The sequence below is a fragment of the Desulfonatronum thiodismutans genome (genome assembly GCF_000717475.1).
GTDB lineage: Bacteria > Desulfobacterota > Desulfovibrionia > Desulfovibrionales > Desulfonatronaceae > Desulfonatronum > Desulfonatronum thiodismutans.
This window is the reverse complement of the sequence record NZ_JPIK01000012.1, coordinates 187,413-203,416: the sequence shown is the minus strand read 5'-3', so window position 1 is coordinate 203,416 and position 16,004 is coordinate 187,413. Positions and strand designations below refer to the sequence as shown.

Below are 16,004 nucleotides of genomic sequence, written 5' to 3'. Positions count from 1 at the left end.
CCGAGGCGGTCCGGTTGAACACCTATTTCGCCTTGCCGTGAAGGATTCCTGACAAACGGTCCTTCGGCCCGGCAAGACGTTCTCCAGCCGTCAAGAAAGGTTGTCATATTCAGCATCCAGCCCTCGCGCAACCCCAGGCCCGAACCATGTCCATCCATCATGTCCAGCCGATCCGCCATCCCATCGACGTCGTCGGACTGGGACAAGGGCCGCGGCATGGCCATGCGGAACTGGAACGCTTGATCCAGGAGGCGGACATGCTGGCCGCCGGGGAACGCATCCAGGCGGACTTCCCGAATTTCCGGGGCGAACGAGTCGTGCTCAAGGCTCCCCTAGCCTCGCCGCTGGAACGATTGGACCAGGCCTGGGAAGCCGGACGCCGCGTGGTGGTGCTGGTGGGCGGGGACCCCTGTTTTTACGGAATCGGCCCGCTGCTGGTCCGCCGTCTGGGGCGCGAAAACGTTCGGCTGCATCCCGGAACCACCACGCTCCAGGCAGCCGCCGCGCTGCTGGGCATCGCTTGGCAGAACGTCCCGGCGGTCTCCCTGCACGGTCGGGATCGAACCGCGTCGTTATTCGCGGCCCTGGGCCGCAACCATCGGGTGGCCGTGTATACGGACGGGCGGCATGCCCCGGCGGCCCTGGCCCGGATGCTCCTGGAACGCGGGGCTGAAATTTTTCAGATGTGGGTTTTCGAGGACCTGGGACTGCCCAGCCAGAATTGGGGAGCGTACTCCTTGGAACAAGCCGTCGAACAGGCCTTCTCTCCGTTGAACCTCGTCCTCCTGGAACGGGTCCGAGAGCCGGAAATCACCCTGACCCTGGGAATGGCCGTAGAGGATTACGTTCACGAGCGCGGCCTGATCACCAAACCGACGATTCGGGCCGCAGCCCTGGCGGCCCTGGCCCTGGAGCCGGATCATCTGCTCTGGGATCTGGGGGCCGGGTGCGGTTCCGTGGGCATCGAAGCCGGCCTGCTCCTGCCCAGGGGCGGCGTGGTGGCCGTGGAGCGGGAGGAGCGCCGCGTCGCGATGATCCGGGAGAACGTCCGGCGAACCAACGCCTTCTGGGTCCAGGTGGTCCACGGCCAGATGCCCGACTGTCTGGAAACGTTGCCCCACCCGGATCGGATCTTTCTCGGCGGCGGCCTCGGAAGCAGTTTAGGATGCAGCCCGGAAAGCAGCCCCAAAAACAGCCCTGGAAACAGCCCGGGAAACATTCAGGGGCACGGCCCGGGTGATATTTCGAAGGATATTCTGGAATCAGCCTGGGACAGGCTCAAGCCCGGCGGCAAGCTGGTGGCCGCCACCGTGCTTCTGGGAAGCATGCACCGGGCCAAAACATTTCTGGAGCACCGCGGCCTTGGTCTGGAAATCGTCCAGGTCCAGGCCGGGCACGGCGCTCCCCTGGCCGACGACCTGCGCATCAGCGCCCAAAACCCCGTCTTTCTGCTCAGCAGTCGCAAGCCCATGTCATGAGTGCAACACCCACCCCCAACGTCTACTTCGTCGGCGCGGGTCCGGGGGACCCGGAACTGCTGACCCTCAAGGCCCAACGGCTGATCCGGGAAGCGGACCTGATCATCTACGCAGGGTCCCTGGTTCCGGTGGCCATGCTGGAAGAGGCCGGGCCCGAATGCCGGATCGTGGATTCCTCCGGACTGACCTTGGACCAGACCCATGAACTGATTCGGGACGCGGCCCGCTCGGGCCATCGAGTGGTCCGGCTGCACACCGGCGACCCCGGCCTGTACGGCGCGGTGCGTGAACAGGCCCGCCTTTTGGACGCGGAGGGGATCTCCCATGCCGTGGTTCCGGGTGTAACCGCGGCCATGGCCGCCGCGGCGGCGGCCAACGTGTCCTTCACCATTCCAAAGATTTGCCAGTCCCTGATCCTGACCCGCCTGGACGGCCGGACCAGGGTCCCCGAACTGGAACAACTGCGGAGGCTGGCCGTTCACCAGGCGGCCCTGGCCGTCTACCTCTGCGGCCCCAGCCACCAAAAGCTGGCTCGGGAACTGCTCGACGGCGGCTACCCTCCGGACACCACGATCATCGCCGCCCACCGCGTCGGCTGGCCCGAGGAAGACATCCAACGCCTGACCCTGGACAAGCTGGCCAAGACCGGGGCAAAACCTCTCTGGGAACGCCAGACCATCTTCCTCGTCCTTCCCAGCCAGGAACTAGCCACCTCCTCCAGACTTTACGCCCCGGAGTTCGAACATGGGTTTCGAAAAAACGAAAAGAACCAAACTCTGCAATAACACATCGCCATGCAAAACGACGCAATAATCTACGTAGCCGGCCATCGCGGCCTGGTAGGTTCGGCTCTGGTTCGGGCTTTGGAGGCCAAAGGGTGTCGGAACGTTCTCCAGCGGACCAGCTCGGAATTGGATCTGACCGACCAGGGGGCCGTGCGCCGGTTTTTCGAGCAAGAACGTCCGGACTACGTCTTCCTGGCAGCGGCCAAGGTGGGCGGGATTCTGGCCAACAACACCTATCCGGCCCAGTTCATCCACGTCAATCTGGCCATCCAGACCAACGTGATCCACGAGGCATGGCGTTGCGGAACGCGACGACTGCTCTTTCTGGGGTCGTCCTGCATCTTTCCCAGGGACTGCCCCCAGCCCATGAAGGAGGAGTACCTGCTCACCGGTCCCCTGGAGCCCACCAACCGGCCCTACGCCGTGGCCAAGATCGCGGGCATCGAGATGTGCTGGGCCTACAACCGGGAGTACGGCACACGCTTCTTGGCCGTGATGCCCACCAACCTCTACGGCCCCAACGACAACTACGACCTAGCCGGCAGCCACGTCATCCCGGCGATGATCCGCAAGTTCCATGAGGCCAAGGTCTCCGGCGCGCCGCACGTCACGCTCTGGGGCACGGGTGCGCCGCGCCGAGAATTTCTGCATGTGGACGACTTGGCCCGAGCCTGCGTGTATCTAATGAATTCGCCCGAGGAGGACTATGCCGGGCTGCTGAGGGAGGACGTCGCGCCGCTGCTGAACATCGGCTCCGGCGAGGACCAGACCATCCGCGAACTGGCGAGGATAGTCCGCGAGACCGTCGGGTACGAAGGGGAGATCGTCTGGGACACGGACAAGCCGGACGGCACTCCGCGAAAGTTGCTGGACGTCTCCCGGATGCGGGGTTTGGGCTGGGAGCCCACCTTCGGCTTGAGAGAGGGATTGGGGGCGACCTACCGGGATTTCCTTTCCAACCAGAAAATATCGCCTGCCGCGAATGACGCTGCTTGAGCTGATCTGAAACAGTCCCTGGGCGGAATTTCGCGCAAAAAGTCGAAGTCGGCATCCCGAACTGGAATAAAGTCTTCCCTTATCTGAGTGTTGAAAAAGTCCCTTGTCGGCAGTCCGTTCAAAAACCCCAAGTGCAAGGAGCAAGAAAAGCTACCGGACACGTCCTGTGTCCGGCCTTCACGGGCTGTACTTCGCCACATTTTCGATTTGCCGTCCTGGCAATCGAATCAAGGTCGAAGCGTAGTTATTGATACGTGAGAGTTTGAACTTTTCGAGGCGACGCAACAATTGGGATTTTTTCAACGCCTTTTTTGGGACGACCGGGATCAGTATTGCAGACCGGCACGGCGTTTTCGTTGCATCCGTCCGCTCAAGAAGCCGAAAAACCAAGCCGTGAAAACGACCCCGCCACCGAATAGAAACCAGCGGAGACGCTCGGATGCCCGGAGTTCTTCGTTATCGGAGCTGAGTTGTCGAACCCTGATCTGCGCCTGTTCCAATTGCGCCATGGTGGTGTCATGGCGCTCACGAAGTTCCACGACATGGGCGGCTTCCGTAAGCAGCGTCGCGTGTTCCCGCTCCAGGACATCATGGTTTCTGATTGATTCAGAAAGGGCGCTTTCCAATTGATTCTTTGCCGCTTCCAACTCGGCGATCCGGCCCAAAGCTCCGCCGGATGTTTCTCGAAGGTCTTCATGTTCTTGCCGTAGTTGTTCCAGTTGCAGTCGCGCAGGCAGTTCGGTTGTGGTGAACCGTTGCAGTACCCACCCAGTGCTGCCATCCGCATCCCGCACGCGCAGCCATCCATCACTTTCTTCCAGGACGGTCAGCAAGGCTCCGGAGGGCAGCATCTTTACGATCCGATGGTCAGTGGAGGGACCGGTTCGTTGAGTAATCTGCTGCAGTTCCGCGACGTATGTGGATCTGGCAAACAGATCGTCTGCGTTCAGTAGGATCGAGAGAAAAAAAAGGGCGGCTATCCGCGAAAGCATCATCATGTTTATTTTTAGCTCCATCAGGGTTTGTTTAAACGGAGATTTTTCAGGACCACCTCTCTAGTGGAGTTTTCACGGTCAGCGCTTGTCGGCCAGAGTATCTTTTCCAGGATGCTCTTTGTTTGTTCGTGAGAACGATGAAATTGCGATGATCATGCACGCAAGGAAGACAATGCTCATGCCAATGACATTATGAAAAGGCATCATTTTTCTCCAAAATGAGTATTCGTCCTTTCATGTATTTTGATCTACAGCGAAAGAAAACATACCTACTGACTTCAGTATGCTTCTGATCTGATTTATAGTAAGATGCTCTATCCAATATTATGACGGATATTCAATATAAATAACATACGAAAGATCAGATGCCGTGTCCGTTCGAAAATTACTGTTCAGCATCAATATTCGCGCCATAATTGTGAAACATGTGCCAAACATCTTCACACAGCCACTCCATTGTCGCCCGTGAGTCATAAATGCCGAGAAAATTATCCGGATGAGTCTTGAGCAGCCGGGCATATTTTTTGGTTTCCGCACCGACAACTTGATGGTCCGTGCCGCTGAATAGAAAAACAGCTTTTGGTTGTCGCGTACTGTGAATTTTTTCAATGCATGCGGAGGCCACATCTTCCGCGGAACAGGATTTTTTTTTCATTATCGACATTCCTTCAAGGATAAGAACCAGTATTCATCTGCATTATCTCGTTACGCAATCATGAGAGATCATTTCCGCTGAGGGCATTGGATGTTCTTGCTCATCTGCAGGAGGCAACCGTAACTGGGCTTTAACTGACTTGGATGACCAGGCACCCACCTCTACCATGAATGATGGCGACCTTTACGGCGATCTCCTGCTATGGCACAGGGTCCCGAAAGCGAAAAATGCCTTTCGGGACCTGCTTTTCCGTTACTGAGTCAAAGGCACGCGGAACACTTCCTCGCCAACCTGCACATCGACATGCTCGCTCGCCACATCGACGAGAGTGCCCGCACGGGCTTCACCTGGGCACTCTTCTTCCGTGATCACGATGCTCATGCTTCCCTCATGAATGCAAACAATCATATCCTGCCCTTTTTCGAACGTTCCCGCGACCAGTGCAAAGGGAATCATAAAAACGAAGCCCAAAACGATTCCAGTCAGAAAACCTCTCATACAACCTCCATTTCATTAGGCCACATCCTGACGACGTGACAATTCGAATACAACTCCAGTCCCCAATGACCGGAGACAACTTCGACAAAGCAATCCGCATGCCACACGTAATCTAGTATATTTTAATGTTTTTTTGCTTTCCTTCCAGGACTTATCGTGCAGTTTCGGTACTTCGGTTTCATTTTTTGCACCCCACTTATATGAAAACCGAAAGCTTCAAGTGATCCGCATCTGACGGAAGGCAAGGATTGAATCGGATAATCGCGGTTGTGATCCGTGGCGTGGGCTGACATGATAGGGACTGGGCGAAGCGCCTCGGGTCAACACCGGACTGGGAGGGATAATGGGCAAGGCATCGATTCCGTTGCGCATCGGGGTAACGACGAAACTCCTGGTATGGAGTCTCGCTCTGATTACGTGCTTCTCTATCATTATCTTTTCTCTCTTCTTGGGCATCAGGGATGTCGTCTCCACTTCGGGACGGATCGTCAGTGAAGATTTCGCCAGGGTCGCAAGATCCGATCAGGTCATGGATACTCTTTTGAGTTATCTTGAAAATTTTCGGAAGTACGAGATTTTGGGCCGGGAGGAGTATCTTTCGGCCTCCTGGGATCACTTGGAAACCCTTCGTTTATTAGTGAGTGCATTCGCCGGCCAAGGTGACCCTTCTCCGGGAATTTCCTTCTTACATGCGGATCTTGCAAATTATCATCACAATGGGGAACATGCCGGATTGCCCGGTGAAGAACGTACAGAGCTGTGGATCACTCTGATTTCGATGGATCGTCTGAGCATTTTTGACCGGATCAATGTGAGCGTCCAGGAGATTTACGACCGAGGAGAAGCAGCATACCGTTGGGGGCTGACGGGGTTGGCGGCGATGACTTTTTTGGGTGTTGCTACGAGCCTTGGCATTGCCCTGCATTTGAATCGCTCACTGCGGGAAATCCGTCTGGGCATCAGCAGAATGGCCAATGATGAGGAGTTCCGGCCGATCGAGACGAATTCCTCGGATGAACTGGGAGAGTTGGCTGGGGCGTTCAACGAAATGGCCGAACGTCTGGAGGTGGAAGCCCGTGTGCGCGCGGAATTCATATCCATGCTCAGTCACGAAATCCGTACGCCGTTGACAAGCATCCGGGAGGCCGTCAGTCTCGTCCAGGACGGGGTTCTGGGAACGGTGGATCAACGCCAGTCAGCCTACCTGGATATTGCGCAAAAAGAGGCGCACAGACTTTCTGATCTGCTTACGAAATTGATGCAGATCTCCAACTTGGGTGCAAAGCGGATCGACCTCTCCGTGCAAGCCTTGCCCCTCCTAAATCTGGTTCGCGAGGCCATCCTGCGTATCCAACCCATTGCCGTGAAGAAATCCATAATCGTCGAACCGCCTCGTCTGAAGGAAGTGGTTTGGGTTTTGGCGGACAAGGAACATATTCAGCAAGTGCTCTTCAACCTGCTGGGAAATGCCCTGAAATTCGCCCCATGTGGCTCATTGGTCACGATCAACGTTACGGTGCTGGAGGCATCCGGCATGGTGAAAACCTGTGTCATGGATCAAGGTCCGGGAATCCCTCCGGGGGAACGAAAATATGTTTTTCAACGTTTCTACCGTGGAGAAGGCGTCAAAAAAATTTCCGATGGAGCCGGGCTGGGCTTGAGTATTTCCCGGCGGATCATCGAGGCGCATTCAGGAGAGATATGGCTGGAGGATACGTCATCAACCGGAAGCGCGTTCTGTTTCACGCTCCCCCTGGTCATGAACCATCGGGACTAAGGCTTATGCGACAACCATTTCGAACAATTGCTCTCGTCCTGGCGGGTTTGCTGATCACGGCGCTCTTGGGCTGTTCCTCCGGGGGGGCGCCGTGGAGGTTCGACAAGGACCTGCTTCGGCCTGCGTTGGGCGAGGTCGACTGGAGTCTGGGCCACGATCGACTGGCACGGGCGTTGAGCGCCTACCAGCGTGAGGGCTATGTCGAGGCGCGATCGCTGTTCCTCAGGGCTGCCCTGGAGACGGATAAGGTGGATATTTTGGACAGGGCGATGCTGGGAGCCGTTCTTTCCGGCTTGCTGTCCGCTGAGGACGTGGACGCGGTTGAACGGCATTTGCGCGATTTTGATCATCTCGCTTTGAGACTCGGGGCTGGAGACGTGCCCCTGAACCCGGATCTGATGCGCCCCGTGCTCCAGTTTGCCCTGGAATTCCATGCTGCGCGACAGGATAGCCGAGTGCTGCGAACGGAATTCGAGGTAAAGTCCAGACAGGTCGCGGCGTTACGGGAAGAAGTCGCTCTGCTGCGGAGCCAGGTCGAGGAACTGGAAGGCTTGTTTCAGTTTTTGGAGCAACAAAAACGTCAACTCTCCGTGCCTGGAGTTGTCAATTGAGCCAAGAAGAAAATTTCGTTGAAAATTGCGTCCTGGTGGTGGATGACGACCCGAACATTCTCCATCTCCTGGAGACACGGCTGGCTTCCGCCGGATTCTCCGTCCTGACCGCCCAGGACGGTCAGGACGCCTTGGCGCAATTGCACGACCAGGCCGTTGATCTGGTGCTTTCCGATATCCGGATGCCCGGGCTGAACGGCCAGGAACTGTTGAAAGAAGTTCGGAAGGGATGGCCCGGATTGCCGGTTATTTTGCTGACGGCTTACGGACGCATCCCCGAAGCCGTGGCGTCCGTCCAACAAGGAGCGGCCGACTACCTGACCAAGCCGTTCAATGGGCGGGAGCTCGTTGCCAAGGTCAAGGAGGTGCTTGCCGGAAGGCCGAGCACCCGAACGACGAGCCTCGCCCCTTCCGACATGAGGGATATCGGGTTGGTGGCGGGACAAAGCCCGGCCATGGCCAAGCTGTTGACGTTGATCAAGCGTGTTGCCCCAAGTGACGTCACCGTGCTCGTTGAGGGAGAATCCGGAACAGGCAAGGAACTTGTCGCCCGGTTGCTGCATCGGTTGAGCAGACGTGCAAGCGGGCCACTGGTGGTGGTTGATTGCGGTTCAACGCAATCGACGTTGCTGGAAAGTGAACTTTTCGGCCACATCAAGGGCGCATTCACCCATGCCCTGCAGGAGAAGCAGGGTCTGATCCAGGCGGCGAACGAGGGGACGCTGTTTCTGGATGAAATCGGCAATATTTCCATGGAGATGCAGACACGGCTACTACGGTTTCTGCAGGAAAAGACCGTGCGCAGGCTTGGCGATGTGCATACCACCACGGTCAATTGCCGGGTTGTCGCGGCCACCAATGCCGACTTGGCGGCCATGGTGGGGCAGGGGACGTTCCGTGAGGATCTTTACTACCGCCTCAAGGTCGTTCGGGTGCACGTCCCGCCGTTGCGGGATCGACGGGAGGACATTCCTGCTCTGGCGGAGTTTTTTCTGCAATCCTTCTGCGAACAGTCCAACATGCCGTGTCCTGAACTCTCAACAGCCGCCCTGCGCCTCTTGGAAAAGCATCCCTGGCCGGGCAATATCCGAGAATTGCGGCACGTTATGGAAGTTTCCTCTTTGTTGTCGGACAAACCGGTGCTCACCGCCGAGGACCTGCATGTGGAGCCGTCCGCGCAGCAGCCTGAAGCCTCGGTGCTCTCCCTGGATGAAAGCGAACGCAACGCGATAATCCGCGCTCTTAAACACGTGAACTGGGTGCAAAAGGACGCCGCCGACCTCCTGGGCATCAGCCGAAGGGCGATGCATTACAAGGTGCGAAAATACGGGATTGATATTCCCAAGCGGGGGGAAAAATCCTGAGCCGCCATCAATAACTCGGTGGCCGGCAAGAGGAGAACATCCGTCAGCGTACAAGATGCAGGAGGCCGCAATCGTTGATAAAAACAGATGTCCTGGTTGGACGCATCGCGTGCATGCCCAAGGGGGCCACGGGACTATGACTTGCTGTCCGGCAGGGTGACGTTGAACTCCAGGACTTCGCAGTCCCCGTCGCGGTTCACGTCGACATTGATGTGTTCCAGCTCCACATGGACGTACTTCTGGACCACGAGCAGGATTTCCTGGCGCAGTCTGGGCAGGAAGTCGTAGCCCGAGTTCTGGGCGCGTTCGTGGGCGACGATGATTTGCAGGCGGTTCTTGGCGACCTGGGCCGTGGATTTTTTGGATCGAAAATAGCTGAAAATACCCATCTCAACCCCCCAGCAACCGCGAGAAGAAACCCTTCTTGGCCGGTTGGATGAAACGGTGAGCGACGTCTTCCCCGATCAGCCTGGATACCGCGTCGGCATAAGCCTGGCCGGCATCGCTGACCTCGTCCAGGATAACGGGTTCACCGGAGTTGGAAGCGGTCAGGACGGACTTGGATTCCGGGATGACCCCGAGCAGGGGAATGGCCAGGATTTCCTGAACGTCCTCCACGCTGAGCATGTCTCCGCGTTGGACGCGTTCGGGGTCGTAACGGGTCAGCAGCAGGTGTTCCTTGATCACTTCGCCGTTCTTGGCCTTGACGGTCTTGCTTTGCAGCAGTCCCAGAATACGGTCTGAATCGCGCACCGAGGAGACTTCGGGGTTGGTGACCACGATGGCCTCGTCCGCGAAATGCATGGCCATCAGGGCGCCGTGTTCGATTCCGGCCGGGGAATCGCAGATGACGTAGTCGAAGCGGGAATTCAGGTCCTCCAGCACCTTGGCCACCCCGTCCTGGTGCAGGGCTTCCTTGTCCTTGGTCTGGGAGGCCGGTAGGATGTAGAGGTTCTCCACGCGCTTGTCGCGGATCAAGGCCTGGTTCAACGTGGCGTCGCCCTGGATGACGTTCACGAAGTCATAGACCACCCGCCGCTCACAGCCCATGATCAGATCCAGGTTGCGCAGGCCGACGTCGAAATCAAGGACGGCGGTTTGAAAGCCGCGTCTGGCCAAGCCGGTGGCCAGCGACGCGCTGGAGGTGGTTTTGCCGACTCCTCCCTTTCCGGACGTGACAACGATAATTTTTCCCACGGTTCCTCCTGATCAAGAACGCTGTTCAGGGTGTTGAATGTGTTTCGAGTATTGGCGGCGGACGGATCAGATCGCCTCGACCAGCAATTGATGTCCGGCCAGTCTAACCTGGACCTGGCGTCCGAGCATGTCCTCGGGCAGGTCCTCGCTGACCTGATAAAACCCGGCCACGGAAATCAAATCCGCGCGCAGCTCCTTGCAAAAGATGCGCGCGTTTTCATTGCCCATCACCCCGGCCAGGGCCCGGCCGCGCAACGGAGCGTAGATGTGGACGTTGCCGTCGGCGATGACTTCGGCCCCCGGACCGACCGGGGCCAGGACGATCAGGTCGCGGTCCTTGGCATAGATTTGTTGTCCGGACCGGACCGGTTTTTCCACCAGCATGGCCTGCTTCTCCTGGGACGGGCAGGCGGGCTGTTCCGTCTGCACTGGCGAAGAGGCTTGTTTCCCGGCGGGGAAAACCCCCAGGTACAGGGTCGGGGCAAGGCGCTCCTGATATTCGTTCCCGCCCTGGATGCCCACGGGCGTCAGACCCTTTTCGCGCAAGGTCCGGACTAGGGCCTGCAAATTGATGCTTTCGCGCAACTCCCCCAGGCCGCTCAGATCCACGATGACGGCCATGTTGCGAAAGAACTCCGGCGTCTGGCTCAGACGGCTGTCCACGTCGGCGGTCAGTTCTTCCAGGTTTGGCGTCAAGGGACGAAACAGCGTGCAGGGGGCGACTTTGCCCCGGATCTCAAAAGCCGACATCGAATGGTTTCCGGCGCTTTCCGGACAGGACGCCCGGCCGGCGTGACGATGGGTGGAGGGGAGGCAAGTCGTGCTGGGCCATGACGGCAAGGTTTACAGCGGGATGCGCTTGAAGACAAGCCCAGAGGAACAGCCCAGGGGGGAGTGCGGTCCAAGGCAGCTTTGCTCTCGATCCTCGCCCGCTATCTGAATCGAAATCGAAATCGTGATCGTGATCGAAATCGTGATCGAAATCGAACGTCATGTCCAAGAAGATGGCGTCATCACGGGGTGATGCACGGGATTTTCCAGTTCCGATTCAAATATCGATTTCGATCGCGATTTCGATTTTGATGGGAACAGAGTAACGGAACAGGGGTCGGCGGATATAATAGCACCTCGCCAATCACGAACCGAATTCGAACTGGGCCAGGACTTTCGCGGCCATGCAGGCCGCCCCGTATCCGTTGTCGATGTTCAGGACGGCGATGCCCGGGGCGCAGGAGTTGAGCATGGCCATCAGCGCGGCCAGCCCCTGGAAGCTTGCCCCGTAACCCACGGAGGTGGGCACGGCGAGGATCGGCTTTCCGGTCAGTCCGGCCAGCACGCTGGGCAAGGCCCCCTCCATGCCCGCGACCACGATCAGCAGTTTGGCCTGAAACAGGGTCTCCATGTGCGGTTGCAGGCGATGCAGTCCGGCCACGCCCACGTCGCTGATCAGTCCCGCGTTCAGCCCGAGGAACGCGGCCGTGCCGAAGGCCTCCAGGGCCACGGGCAGATCCGCGGCCCCGGCGCAGGCCACGACCACCGCGCCCTGATTCGGCCAGGGCTCGTTCACGGGGAGTTCCGCGCCCAGACTGAAAAGTCGGGCCCGGGGCCAGTATGTTCCTTGGGGATAGGCCGCGCACAGCGCTTCGGACTGTTCCCGGTTCACCCTGGTGGCCAGCACCGGCTGCCCGGAAGCGGCCAAGCCGCCCACGGCCCTGACCATCTGTTCGGGATCCTTTCCCTGACCGAAAACCGTTTCTCCGTGCCCCGTGCGCAGGGCCCGATGGGTATCCAGGTTCACGCCGCACCCGACCTCCAAAAAAGGCGTGAAGCACAAGCGGTCCAGGGCCTTGTCCGGCGTGGTCCGTCCTTGGGCCACATCGTCCAGCAGGCGGTGCATCTCGTTTTTTTCCATCGTATTCTTTTCCTCAGCCTGCGCAACACAATCCGGCATTCCGGTGGAGCAGGGGGGTGAGTGTAGGCGTGACAAGCGAAGCGTATCCAGCGTCCGATCAGCCTTGCACTACAATGCGAGGTTCGATTTCGTCAATTATTCGTTTGTGGTGGGGTCCAATCCGCAAGATATACCTGCTCAACTCAAAAGTTCCCAAAAACCTCCCAGAGAGAACCCCAAACAAAATACTGCCCTACTGGTATATTACCAGATCTCAAGAACACCATGCCTTTTCCTACTGCTCTAGCGGTATTTTATTTGACAAGGGCTTCGCAAAGCCATAAATACTGCCTTAGCAGCAACTTTGTGGAGAATGGTATGCCAAAAGTCATCAAAAAAAAGCCAACACCTGTGCAAAGCGGTCCCCTCGACGCCGAGACCCTGGGAAGGTTCGTTCGTGCCCGCCGAACCCAATCCGGGCTGGGAATGCATGAGGCCGCGGCATTTTGCGGGGTCGCAGTCGATACCCTGAGCAAGATCGAAACAGCCAGGGGAGACGTCAAACTCTCCAGCATCCTGACGGTCTGCCGCATGCTCGGCATCCATCTCAGCGTCGAACCTTGGGAGGAGTGATGGCGGCGGCCTTGTCCGTATTTCTGAATCGCGAACCACTGGGTCTGGCAACCTTTGAGGGCAAGGACGATCGCTACGGCCTGGAGTATGCCCCATCATGGCTCAATGGCCAGTGGTATGCCATATCGCCGCATCTAAAGCCGGGAGAGTGCGAATCCGAGAAAGTAAAGCGCTTTCTTTCCAATCTCCTTCCGGAAGGTAAGTGGCTGGAAGAACTTTCGGTCGACAACCAGATATCCAAGAGCAATGTCTTTGGTCTTGTTGCATTGATTGGTACCGAGACGACCGGGGCGCTGACTTTTCAATATCATGGCACCGACCAGGAGCCTCGGCCAACTGAATTTCGTGAGGTCGGCGCAGAGGAACTGGCCGAGCGGATTGCACAGCGCCAAAGGATTTCCATTGCCAACTGGGATGGCAGGCATCGCCTATCGGTCACCGGCGTTCAAGATAAACTGCCGATCATGATCAGGCCCGACGGCGCCATGGGATTCGGCGAGGGCGAACTGGCTTCGACGCATATTCTTAAGTTTGGTCGGCGACCTGATATGCACATGATAATCAACGAGTTCCTCTGCATGAAGCTGGCGGAGTTGGTCAAGCTGCCTGTTGCCAAGGTCTCCTTGCAGCGTTTTGGTGAGCCGGTTCTGGTCGTCGAGCGGTTCGATCGGCGCTGGTTGGGGGATAAGGTAGACAGGCGGCATCTCATTGATGGCTGCCAGATGCTCAATCTGCCGCCAACTTACAAATATGAGCGTCCTTTCGGCAAGTCAGGGGAAGGGGCTCGCATAAGGACGGGGGTCAGCCTGCCGAAACTCTTTGCTTCGAGTCGGAACTGTCGCATTCCGGCCTTGGCCGGAAGAGATCTGCTGAACTGGACCCTGTTCCAGATCCTGATCGGCAACAGCGATGCGCATGGCAAGAACATCTCTTTCTTTGTCGGCAAATCAGGGATCGACGTGGCACCGAGCTACGATCTGTTGAGCATCGACATCTATGGAGATGAGTTCGAACGGGATTTGGCCATGGCGATCGGAGACGAATTTGTTGCCGAAAAAATCTTGCCCTATGACTTGGCGGAATTCTGTGACGCAAGCCATCTGCCGCTGCGCCAGGTGGCGACCAGCCTGAAAAAAATCTGTTCAGCGGCGTTGGAACGTATGGGGAGTTTGCCCCTGGACAATGTCCGGCACGGAGCGGAAATGGACTTTTCCCAAGAGCTGATGGCAAAGGTCAAGGGGAATGCCACACGCCTCCTGGCCATCGCCGAAGAGCTTCCACATGTCAGGCTTTAAGGAAAAAGTTTCGGAAAGTCGGAAAGTTCCGAAATTCCCGCCGGGACCAAGTCCAGGTTCCAGGAACACCATACACATACTCATTAGCGGTCAAAATCAACCAAACAAGTAAGCCTGTAGCCCCTTACACCGAAGGATGCCAGAAAGAAGGCGTTACGTTTTGTCAACCAATTATGAACCATCCCGTGGGGATGGAGAACAAATGCATTATTCGTGGACGATCCGGCCGTTGAAGACGGTCATGACCACCGGAGTGGCGGCGATGTCGGCGGGGTCGCAAGTATAGATGTCCCGTTCCAGGATCACAAGGTCCGCGGCCGCGCCGAGCTTGATCGCGCCGTGGTGGTGGGCGAGGTTGTAGGCTCGGGCCGGGGAGCTGGTGTAGGCGGCCACGGCCTGATCCAGGCTGATTTTCTGCTCCGGATGCCAGCCGCCTTCGGGCGTCCCGTCGGACCGGGCACGGGTCACGGCGGCCTGAATGCCCACCAGCGGGTTGGGATCGCAGACCGGGCAATCCGAGCTGAACAGGAGGCACAGCCCGGCGTCCAGCATGGAGCGGAAGGCGTAAGCGTGGCGGCCGACGTCTCCGGCGCACTGGTTGATCATGTTGATGTCCAGGATCATGTTCGGCGGCTGGGCCGTGACCGGCATGTTCAGGGCCGCCAGGCGGCGGATGTCCTCCTCCCGGAGCACCTGGACATGCTCGATGCGGTGTTCCAGGGCCAGGGGCATGGCCGAGGGGGGGCGGCGGCGCTGGACTTCCTCGAAAACGCCCACCAGTTCATGCCCGGCCCGGTCCCCGATGGCGTGGACCATCACGGCCAGCCCGGCCTCTTCGGCCAGCAGGACTTCCTGGAGCATTTCCTCGGGCGGAATCAGACACAGCCCGGTGTTCCCGGTGTCCAGGTACGGTTCCAGCATCCAGGCCGTCCGGGCGCCCATGCCGCCGTCCATGAAATATTTCAGGTGGCCCAGACGCAAATACGCATCGCCCAGCCCGGTACGCAGGCCGATTTCCGCGGCCGTGGCCCGGTTTTCGCCGGGCAGACTGGTCCAGCAGCGCAGGTTCAGCCGCTCCTCCTGGCGCAAAGCCTGCCAGACCCGAAAGGTCAGCGCGGATTCGGAGATGTTTCCGGCCAGACGCACGTCATGCACCCCGGTGATGCCCAGGGCGTGCAGCCCGGCCTGAGCCCGGTCCATGACTTCCCTGGTGTGGGCGAAGGTCGGTTCGGGGATGGCGCGTTTGACGCAGTTCACGGCCTCCTCGCGCAGAATGCCGGTCAGGCGGCCCTGCTGGTCCCGCTCGATCAGACCCGAATGCTGGTCCGCCACAACCTCGTCCACCCCGGCCAGTTCCAGGGCCTTGGAACTGGCCACGGCCAGGTGCAGATCGCAGCGCCAGATCAGCACGGGCCGGTCCGGACAGGCCTTGTCCAGATCTCCGCGCAGCGGCAGACGGTTTTCCGGCCAGTCGGACTCATTAAAACCCTGTCCCTGTATCCAGTAGCCTTCCCCGGGCCGCGAGGCCAGTTCCCGCAGAAGGTCCATGCACTGTCCGAAGCTCCGGGCCTGGTCCAGGGCCGCGCCCTGTCGGCCCATGGCCCATTGGTAGTAATGGAAATGGGAATCCCAGAATCCGGGCAGCACCAGCCGCCCTTCCAGGTCGATCCGACGGGCCTTGGCAAAGGCCGGTTCGGGATGTCTCCGGTCCGGAGAAACGGAAGCAATTCGCCCGGCATGCATGGCCAGGGAGGCGGCCCAGGGCATGGCCGGGTCCATGGTCCGTATCCGGGCGTTTTCCAGGATCAGGTCAGGTTGGGACATTGGTC

At 58.6% G+C, this 16,004-nt stretch carries 16 protein-coding genes; 8 read left to right on the top strand and 8 right to left on the bottom strand.

Going from position 1 to position 16,004, the window contains the following annotated elements; translation table 11 throughout:
- The first annotated feature begins 146 nt into the window (after positions 1 to 146).
- Genes cbiE through GY33_RS0109445 form a run of 3 tightly spaced genes read left to right on the top strand, consistent with a single transcriptional unit; the run spans position 147 to position 3,259 of the window.
- Complete coding sequence (gene cbiE, locus GY33_RS0109455) at positions 147 to 1,478, top strand: precorrin-6y C5,15-methyltransferase (decarboxylating) subunit CbiE (protein WP_031387102.1); 1,332 nt, start codon at positions 147 to 149, stop codon at positions 1,476 to 1,478.
- A complete protein-coding gene (cobM, locus tag GY33_RS0109450) occupies positions 1,475 to 2,263 on the top strand; it encodes a precorrin-4 C(11)-methyltransferase (RefSeq protein WP_031387101.1) in 789 nt (262 codons plus the stop codon). The genes cbiE and cobM overlap by 4 nt, the downstream gene beginning before the upstream one ends.
- 9 nt (positions 2,264 to 2,272) lie before the next feature.
- The gene (locus GY33_RS0109445) at positions 2,273 to 3,259 is read left to right on the top strand and encodes a GDP-L-fucose synthase family protein (protein WP_031387100.1); all 987 of its coding nucleotides are present in this window, start codon (positions 2,273 to 2,275) and stop codon (positions 3,257 to 3,259) included.
- Between the two features lie 326 nt (positions 3,260 to 3,585).
- On the opposite strand, the gene GY33_RS0109440 is transcribed toward GY33_RS0109445, so the two are convergent.
- The 3 genes from GY33_RS0109440 to GY33_RS0109430 form a co-directional block, all read right to left on the bottom strand.
- On the bottom strand, positions 3,586 to 4,257 hold the full coding sequence (locus tag GY33_RS0109440; RefSeq protein WP_031387099.1) for a TIGR04211 family SH3 domain-containing protein: 672 nt from the start codon (positions 4,255 to 4,257) through the stop codon (positions 3,586 to 3,588).
- A 382-nt stretch (positions 4,258 to 4,639) separates the two neighbouring features.
- Entirely contained in the window at positions 4,640 to 4,909 is a 270-nt protein-coding gene (locus GY33_RS0109435; protein WP_031387098.1) for a hypothetical protein, read from the bottom strand.
- Positions 4,910 to 5,161: 252 nt separating this feature from the next.
- Positions 5,162 to 5,407 carry a hypothetical protein gene (locus GY33_RS0109430; RefSeq protein WP_031387097.1) on the bottom strand — a complete coding sequence of 82 codons (246 nt, stop codon included), beginning with the start codon at positions 5,405 to 5,407 and terminating at the stop codon, positions 5,162 to 5,164.
- 778 nt (positions 5,408 to 6,185) lie between these two features.
- On the opposite strand from GY33_RS0109430, the gene GY33_RS19785 reads away from it, so the two are divergent.
- The 3 genes from GY33_RS19785 to GY33_RS0109415 are packed head-to-tail and all read left to right on the top strand — an operon-like array spanning position 6,186 to position 9,159.
- Positions 6,186 to 7,184, top strand: a complete 999-nt coding sequence (locus GY33_RS19785; protein ID WP_161788460.1) for a HAMP domain-containing sensor histidine kinase — start codon at positions 6,186 to 6,188, stop codon at positions 7,182 to 7,184.
- Positions 7,185 to 7,189: 5 nt separating this feature from the next.
- A complete protein-coding gene (locus GY33_RS0109420) occupies positions 7,190 to 7,795 on the top strand; it encodes a hypothetical protein (RefSeq protein ID WP_031387095.1) in 606 nt (201 codons plus the stop codon).
- Entirely contained in the window at positions 7,792 to 9,159 is a 1,368-nt protein-coding gene (locus tag GY33_RS0109415; RefSeq protein WP_031387094.1) for a sigma-54-dependent transcriptional regulator, read from the top strand. Before GY33_RS0109420 ends, GY33_RS0109415 begins: the two co-directional genes overlap by 4 nt.
- 134 nt (positions 9,160 to 9,293) lie before the next feature.
- Here the strand turns inward: GY33_RS0109415 and minE are convergent, their stop codons facing one another.
- The 4 genes from minE to larB all read right to left on the bottom strand — a co-directional run bounded on the left by minE (position 9,294) and on the right by larB (position 12,268).
- Complete coding sequence (gene minE, locus GY33_RS0109410; protein ID WP_028572806.1) at positions 9,294 to 9,548, bottom strand: cell division topological specificity factor MinE; 255 nt, start codon at positions 9,546 to 9,548, stop codon at positions 9,294 to 9,296.
- A 1-nt stretch (position 9,549) separates the two neighbouring features.
- On the bottom strand, positions 9,550 to 10,356 hold the full coding sequence (gene minD / locus GY33_RS0109405) for a septum site-determining protein MinD (protein WP_031387093.1): 807 nt from the start codon (positions 10,354 to 10,356) through the stop codon (positions 9,550 to 9,552).
- 66 nt (positions 10,357 to 10,422) lie between these two features.
- Positions 10,423 to 11,106, bottom strand: a complete 684-nt coding sequence (minC, locus tag GY33_RS0109400; protein ID WP_035271719.1) for a septum site-determining protein MinC — start codon at positions 11,104 to 11,106, stop codon at positions 10,423 to 10,425.
- A gap of 385 nt (positions 11,107 to 11,491) precedes the next feature.
- Positions 11,492 to 12,268: a nickel pincer cofactor biosynthesis protein LarB gene (gene larB / locus GY33_RS0109395; RefSeq protein WP_031387091.1), complete on the bottom strand. Its 777-nt coding sequence runs from the start codon at positions 12,266 to 12,268 to the stop codon at positions 11,492 to 11,494.
- A gap of 357 nt (positions 12,269 to 12,625) precedes the next feature.
- Here larB and GY33_RS0109390 point away from each other — a divergent pair, with 357 nt between their 5' ends.
- Positions 12,626 to 12,880, top strand: coding sequence for a helix-turn-helix domain-containing protein (locus tag GY33_RS0109390; RefSeq protein WP_031387090.1), 255 nt, complete (start codon positions 12,626 to 12,628; stop codon positions 12,878 to 12,880).
- On the top strand, positions 12,880 to 14,175 hold the full coding sequence (locus tag GY33_RS0109385) for a HipA domain-containing protein (RefSeq protein WP_035271717.1): 1,296 nt from the start codon (positions 12,880 to 12,882) through the stop codon (positions 14,173 to 14,175). Before GY33_RS0109390 ends, GY33_RS0109385 begins: the two co-directional genes overlap by 1 nt.
- A gap of 207 nt (positions 14,176 to 14,382) precedes the next feature.
- Here GY33_RS0109385 and GY33_RS0109380 read toward each other — a convergent pair whose 3' ends face one another.
- Positions 14,383 to 15,999 (bottom strand): amidohydrolase, encoded by a 1,617-nt coding sequence (locus tag GY33_RS0109380; protein ID WP_035271715.1) that lies wholly within the window; start codon positions 15,997 to 15,999, stop codon positions 14,383 to 14,385.
- Between the last annotated feature and the right edge of the window lie 5 nt (positions 16,000 to 16,004).

Coding starts and splice junctions, on each gene's coding strand:
- cbiE (WP_031387102.1), top strand. CDS start 147: ATGTCCATCCATCATGTCCAGCCGATCCGCCATCCCATCGACGTCGTC.
- cobM (WP_031387101.1), top strand. CDS start 1,475: ATGAGTGCAACACCCACCCCCAACGTCTACTTCGTCGGCGCGGGTCCG.
- GY33_RS0109445 (WP_031387100.1), top strand. CDS start 2,273: ATGCAAAACGACGCAATAATCTACGTAGCCGGCCATCGCGGCCTGGTA.
- GY33_RS0109440 (WP_031387099.1), bottom strand. CDS start 4,257: ATGATGATGCTTTCGCGGATAGCCGCCCTTTTTTTTCTCTCGATCCTA.
- GY33_RS0109435 (WP_031387098.1), bottom strand. CDS start 4,909: ATGAAAAAAAAATCCTGTTCCGCGGAAGATGTGGCCTCCGCATGCATT.
- GY33_RS0109430 (WP_031387097.1), bottom strand. CDS start 5,407: ATGAGAGGTTTTCTGACTGGAATCGTTTTGGGCTTCGTTTTTATGATT.
- GY33_RS19785 (WP_161788460.1), top strand. CDS start 6,186: ATGGATCGTCTGAGCATTTTTGACCGGATCAATGTGAGCGTCCAGGAG.
- GY33_RS0109420 (WP_031387095.1), top strand. CDS start 7,190: ATGCGACAACCATTTCGAACAATTGCTCTCGTCCTGGCGGGTTTGCTG.
- minE (WP_028572806.1), bottom strand. CDS start 9,548: ATGGGTATTTTCAGCTATTTTCGATCCAAAAAATCCACGGCCCAGGTC.
- minC (WP_035271719.1), bottom strand. CDS start 11,106: ATGTCGGCTTTTGAGATCCGGGGCAAAGTCGCCCCCTGCACGCTGTTT.
- larB (WP_031387091.1), bottom strand. CDS start 12,268: ATGGAAAAAAACGAGATGCACCGCCTGCTGGACGATGTGGCCCAAGGA.
- GY33_RS0109390 (WP_031387090.1), top strand. CDS start 12,626: ATGCCAAAAGTCATCAAAAAAAAGCCAACACCTGTGCAAAGCGGTCCC.
- GY33_RS0109385 (WP_035271717.1), top strand. CDS start 12,880: ATGGCGGCGGCCTTGTCCGTATTTCTGAATCGCGAACCACTGGGTCTG.
- GY33_RS0109380 (WP_035271715.1), bottom strand. CDS start 15,999: ATGTCCCAACCTGACCTGATCCTGGAAAACGCCCGGATACGGACCATG.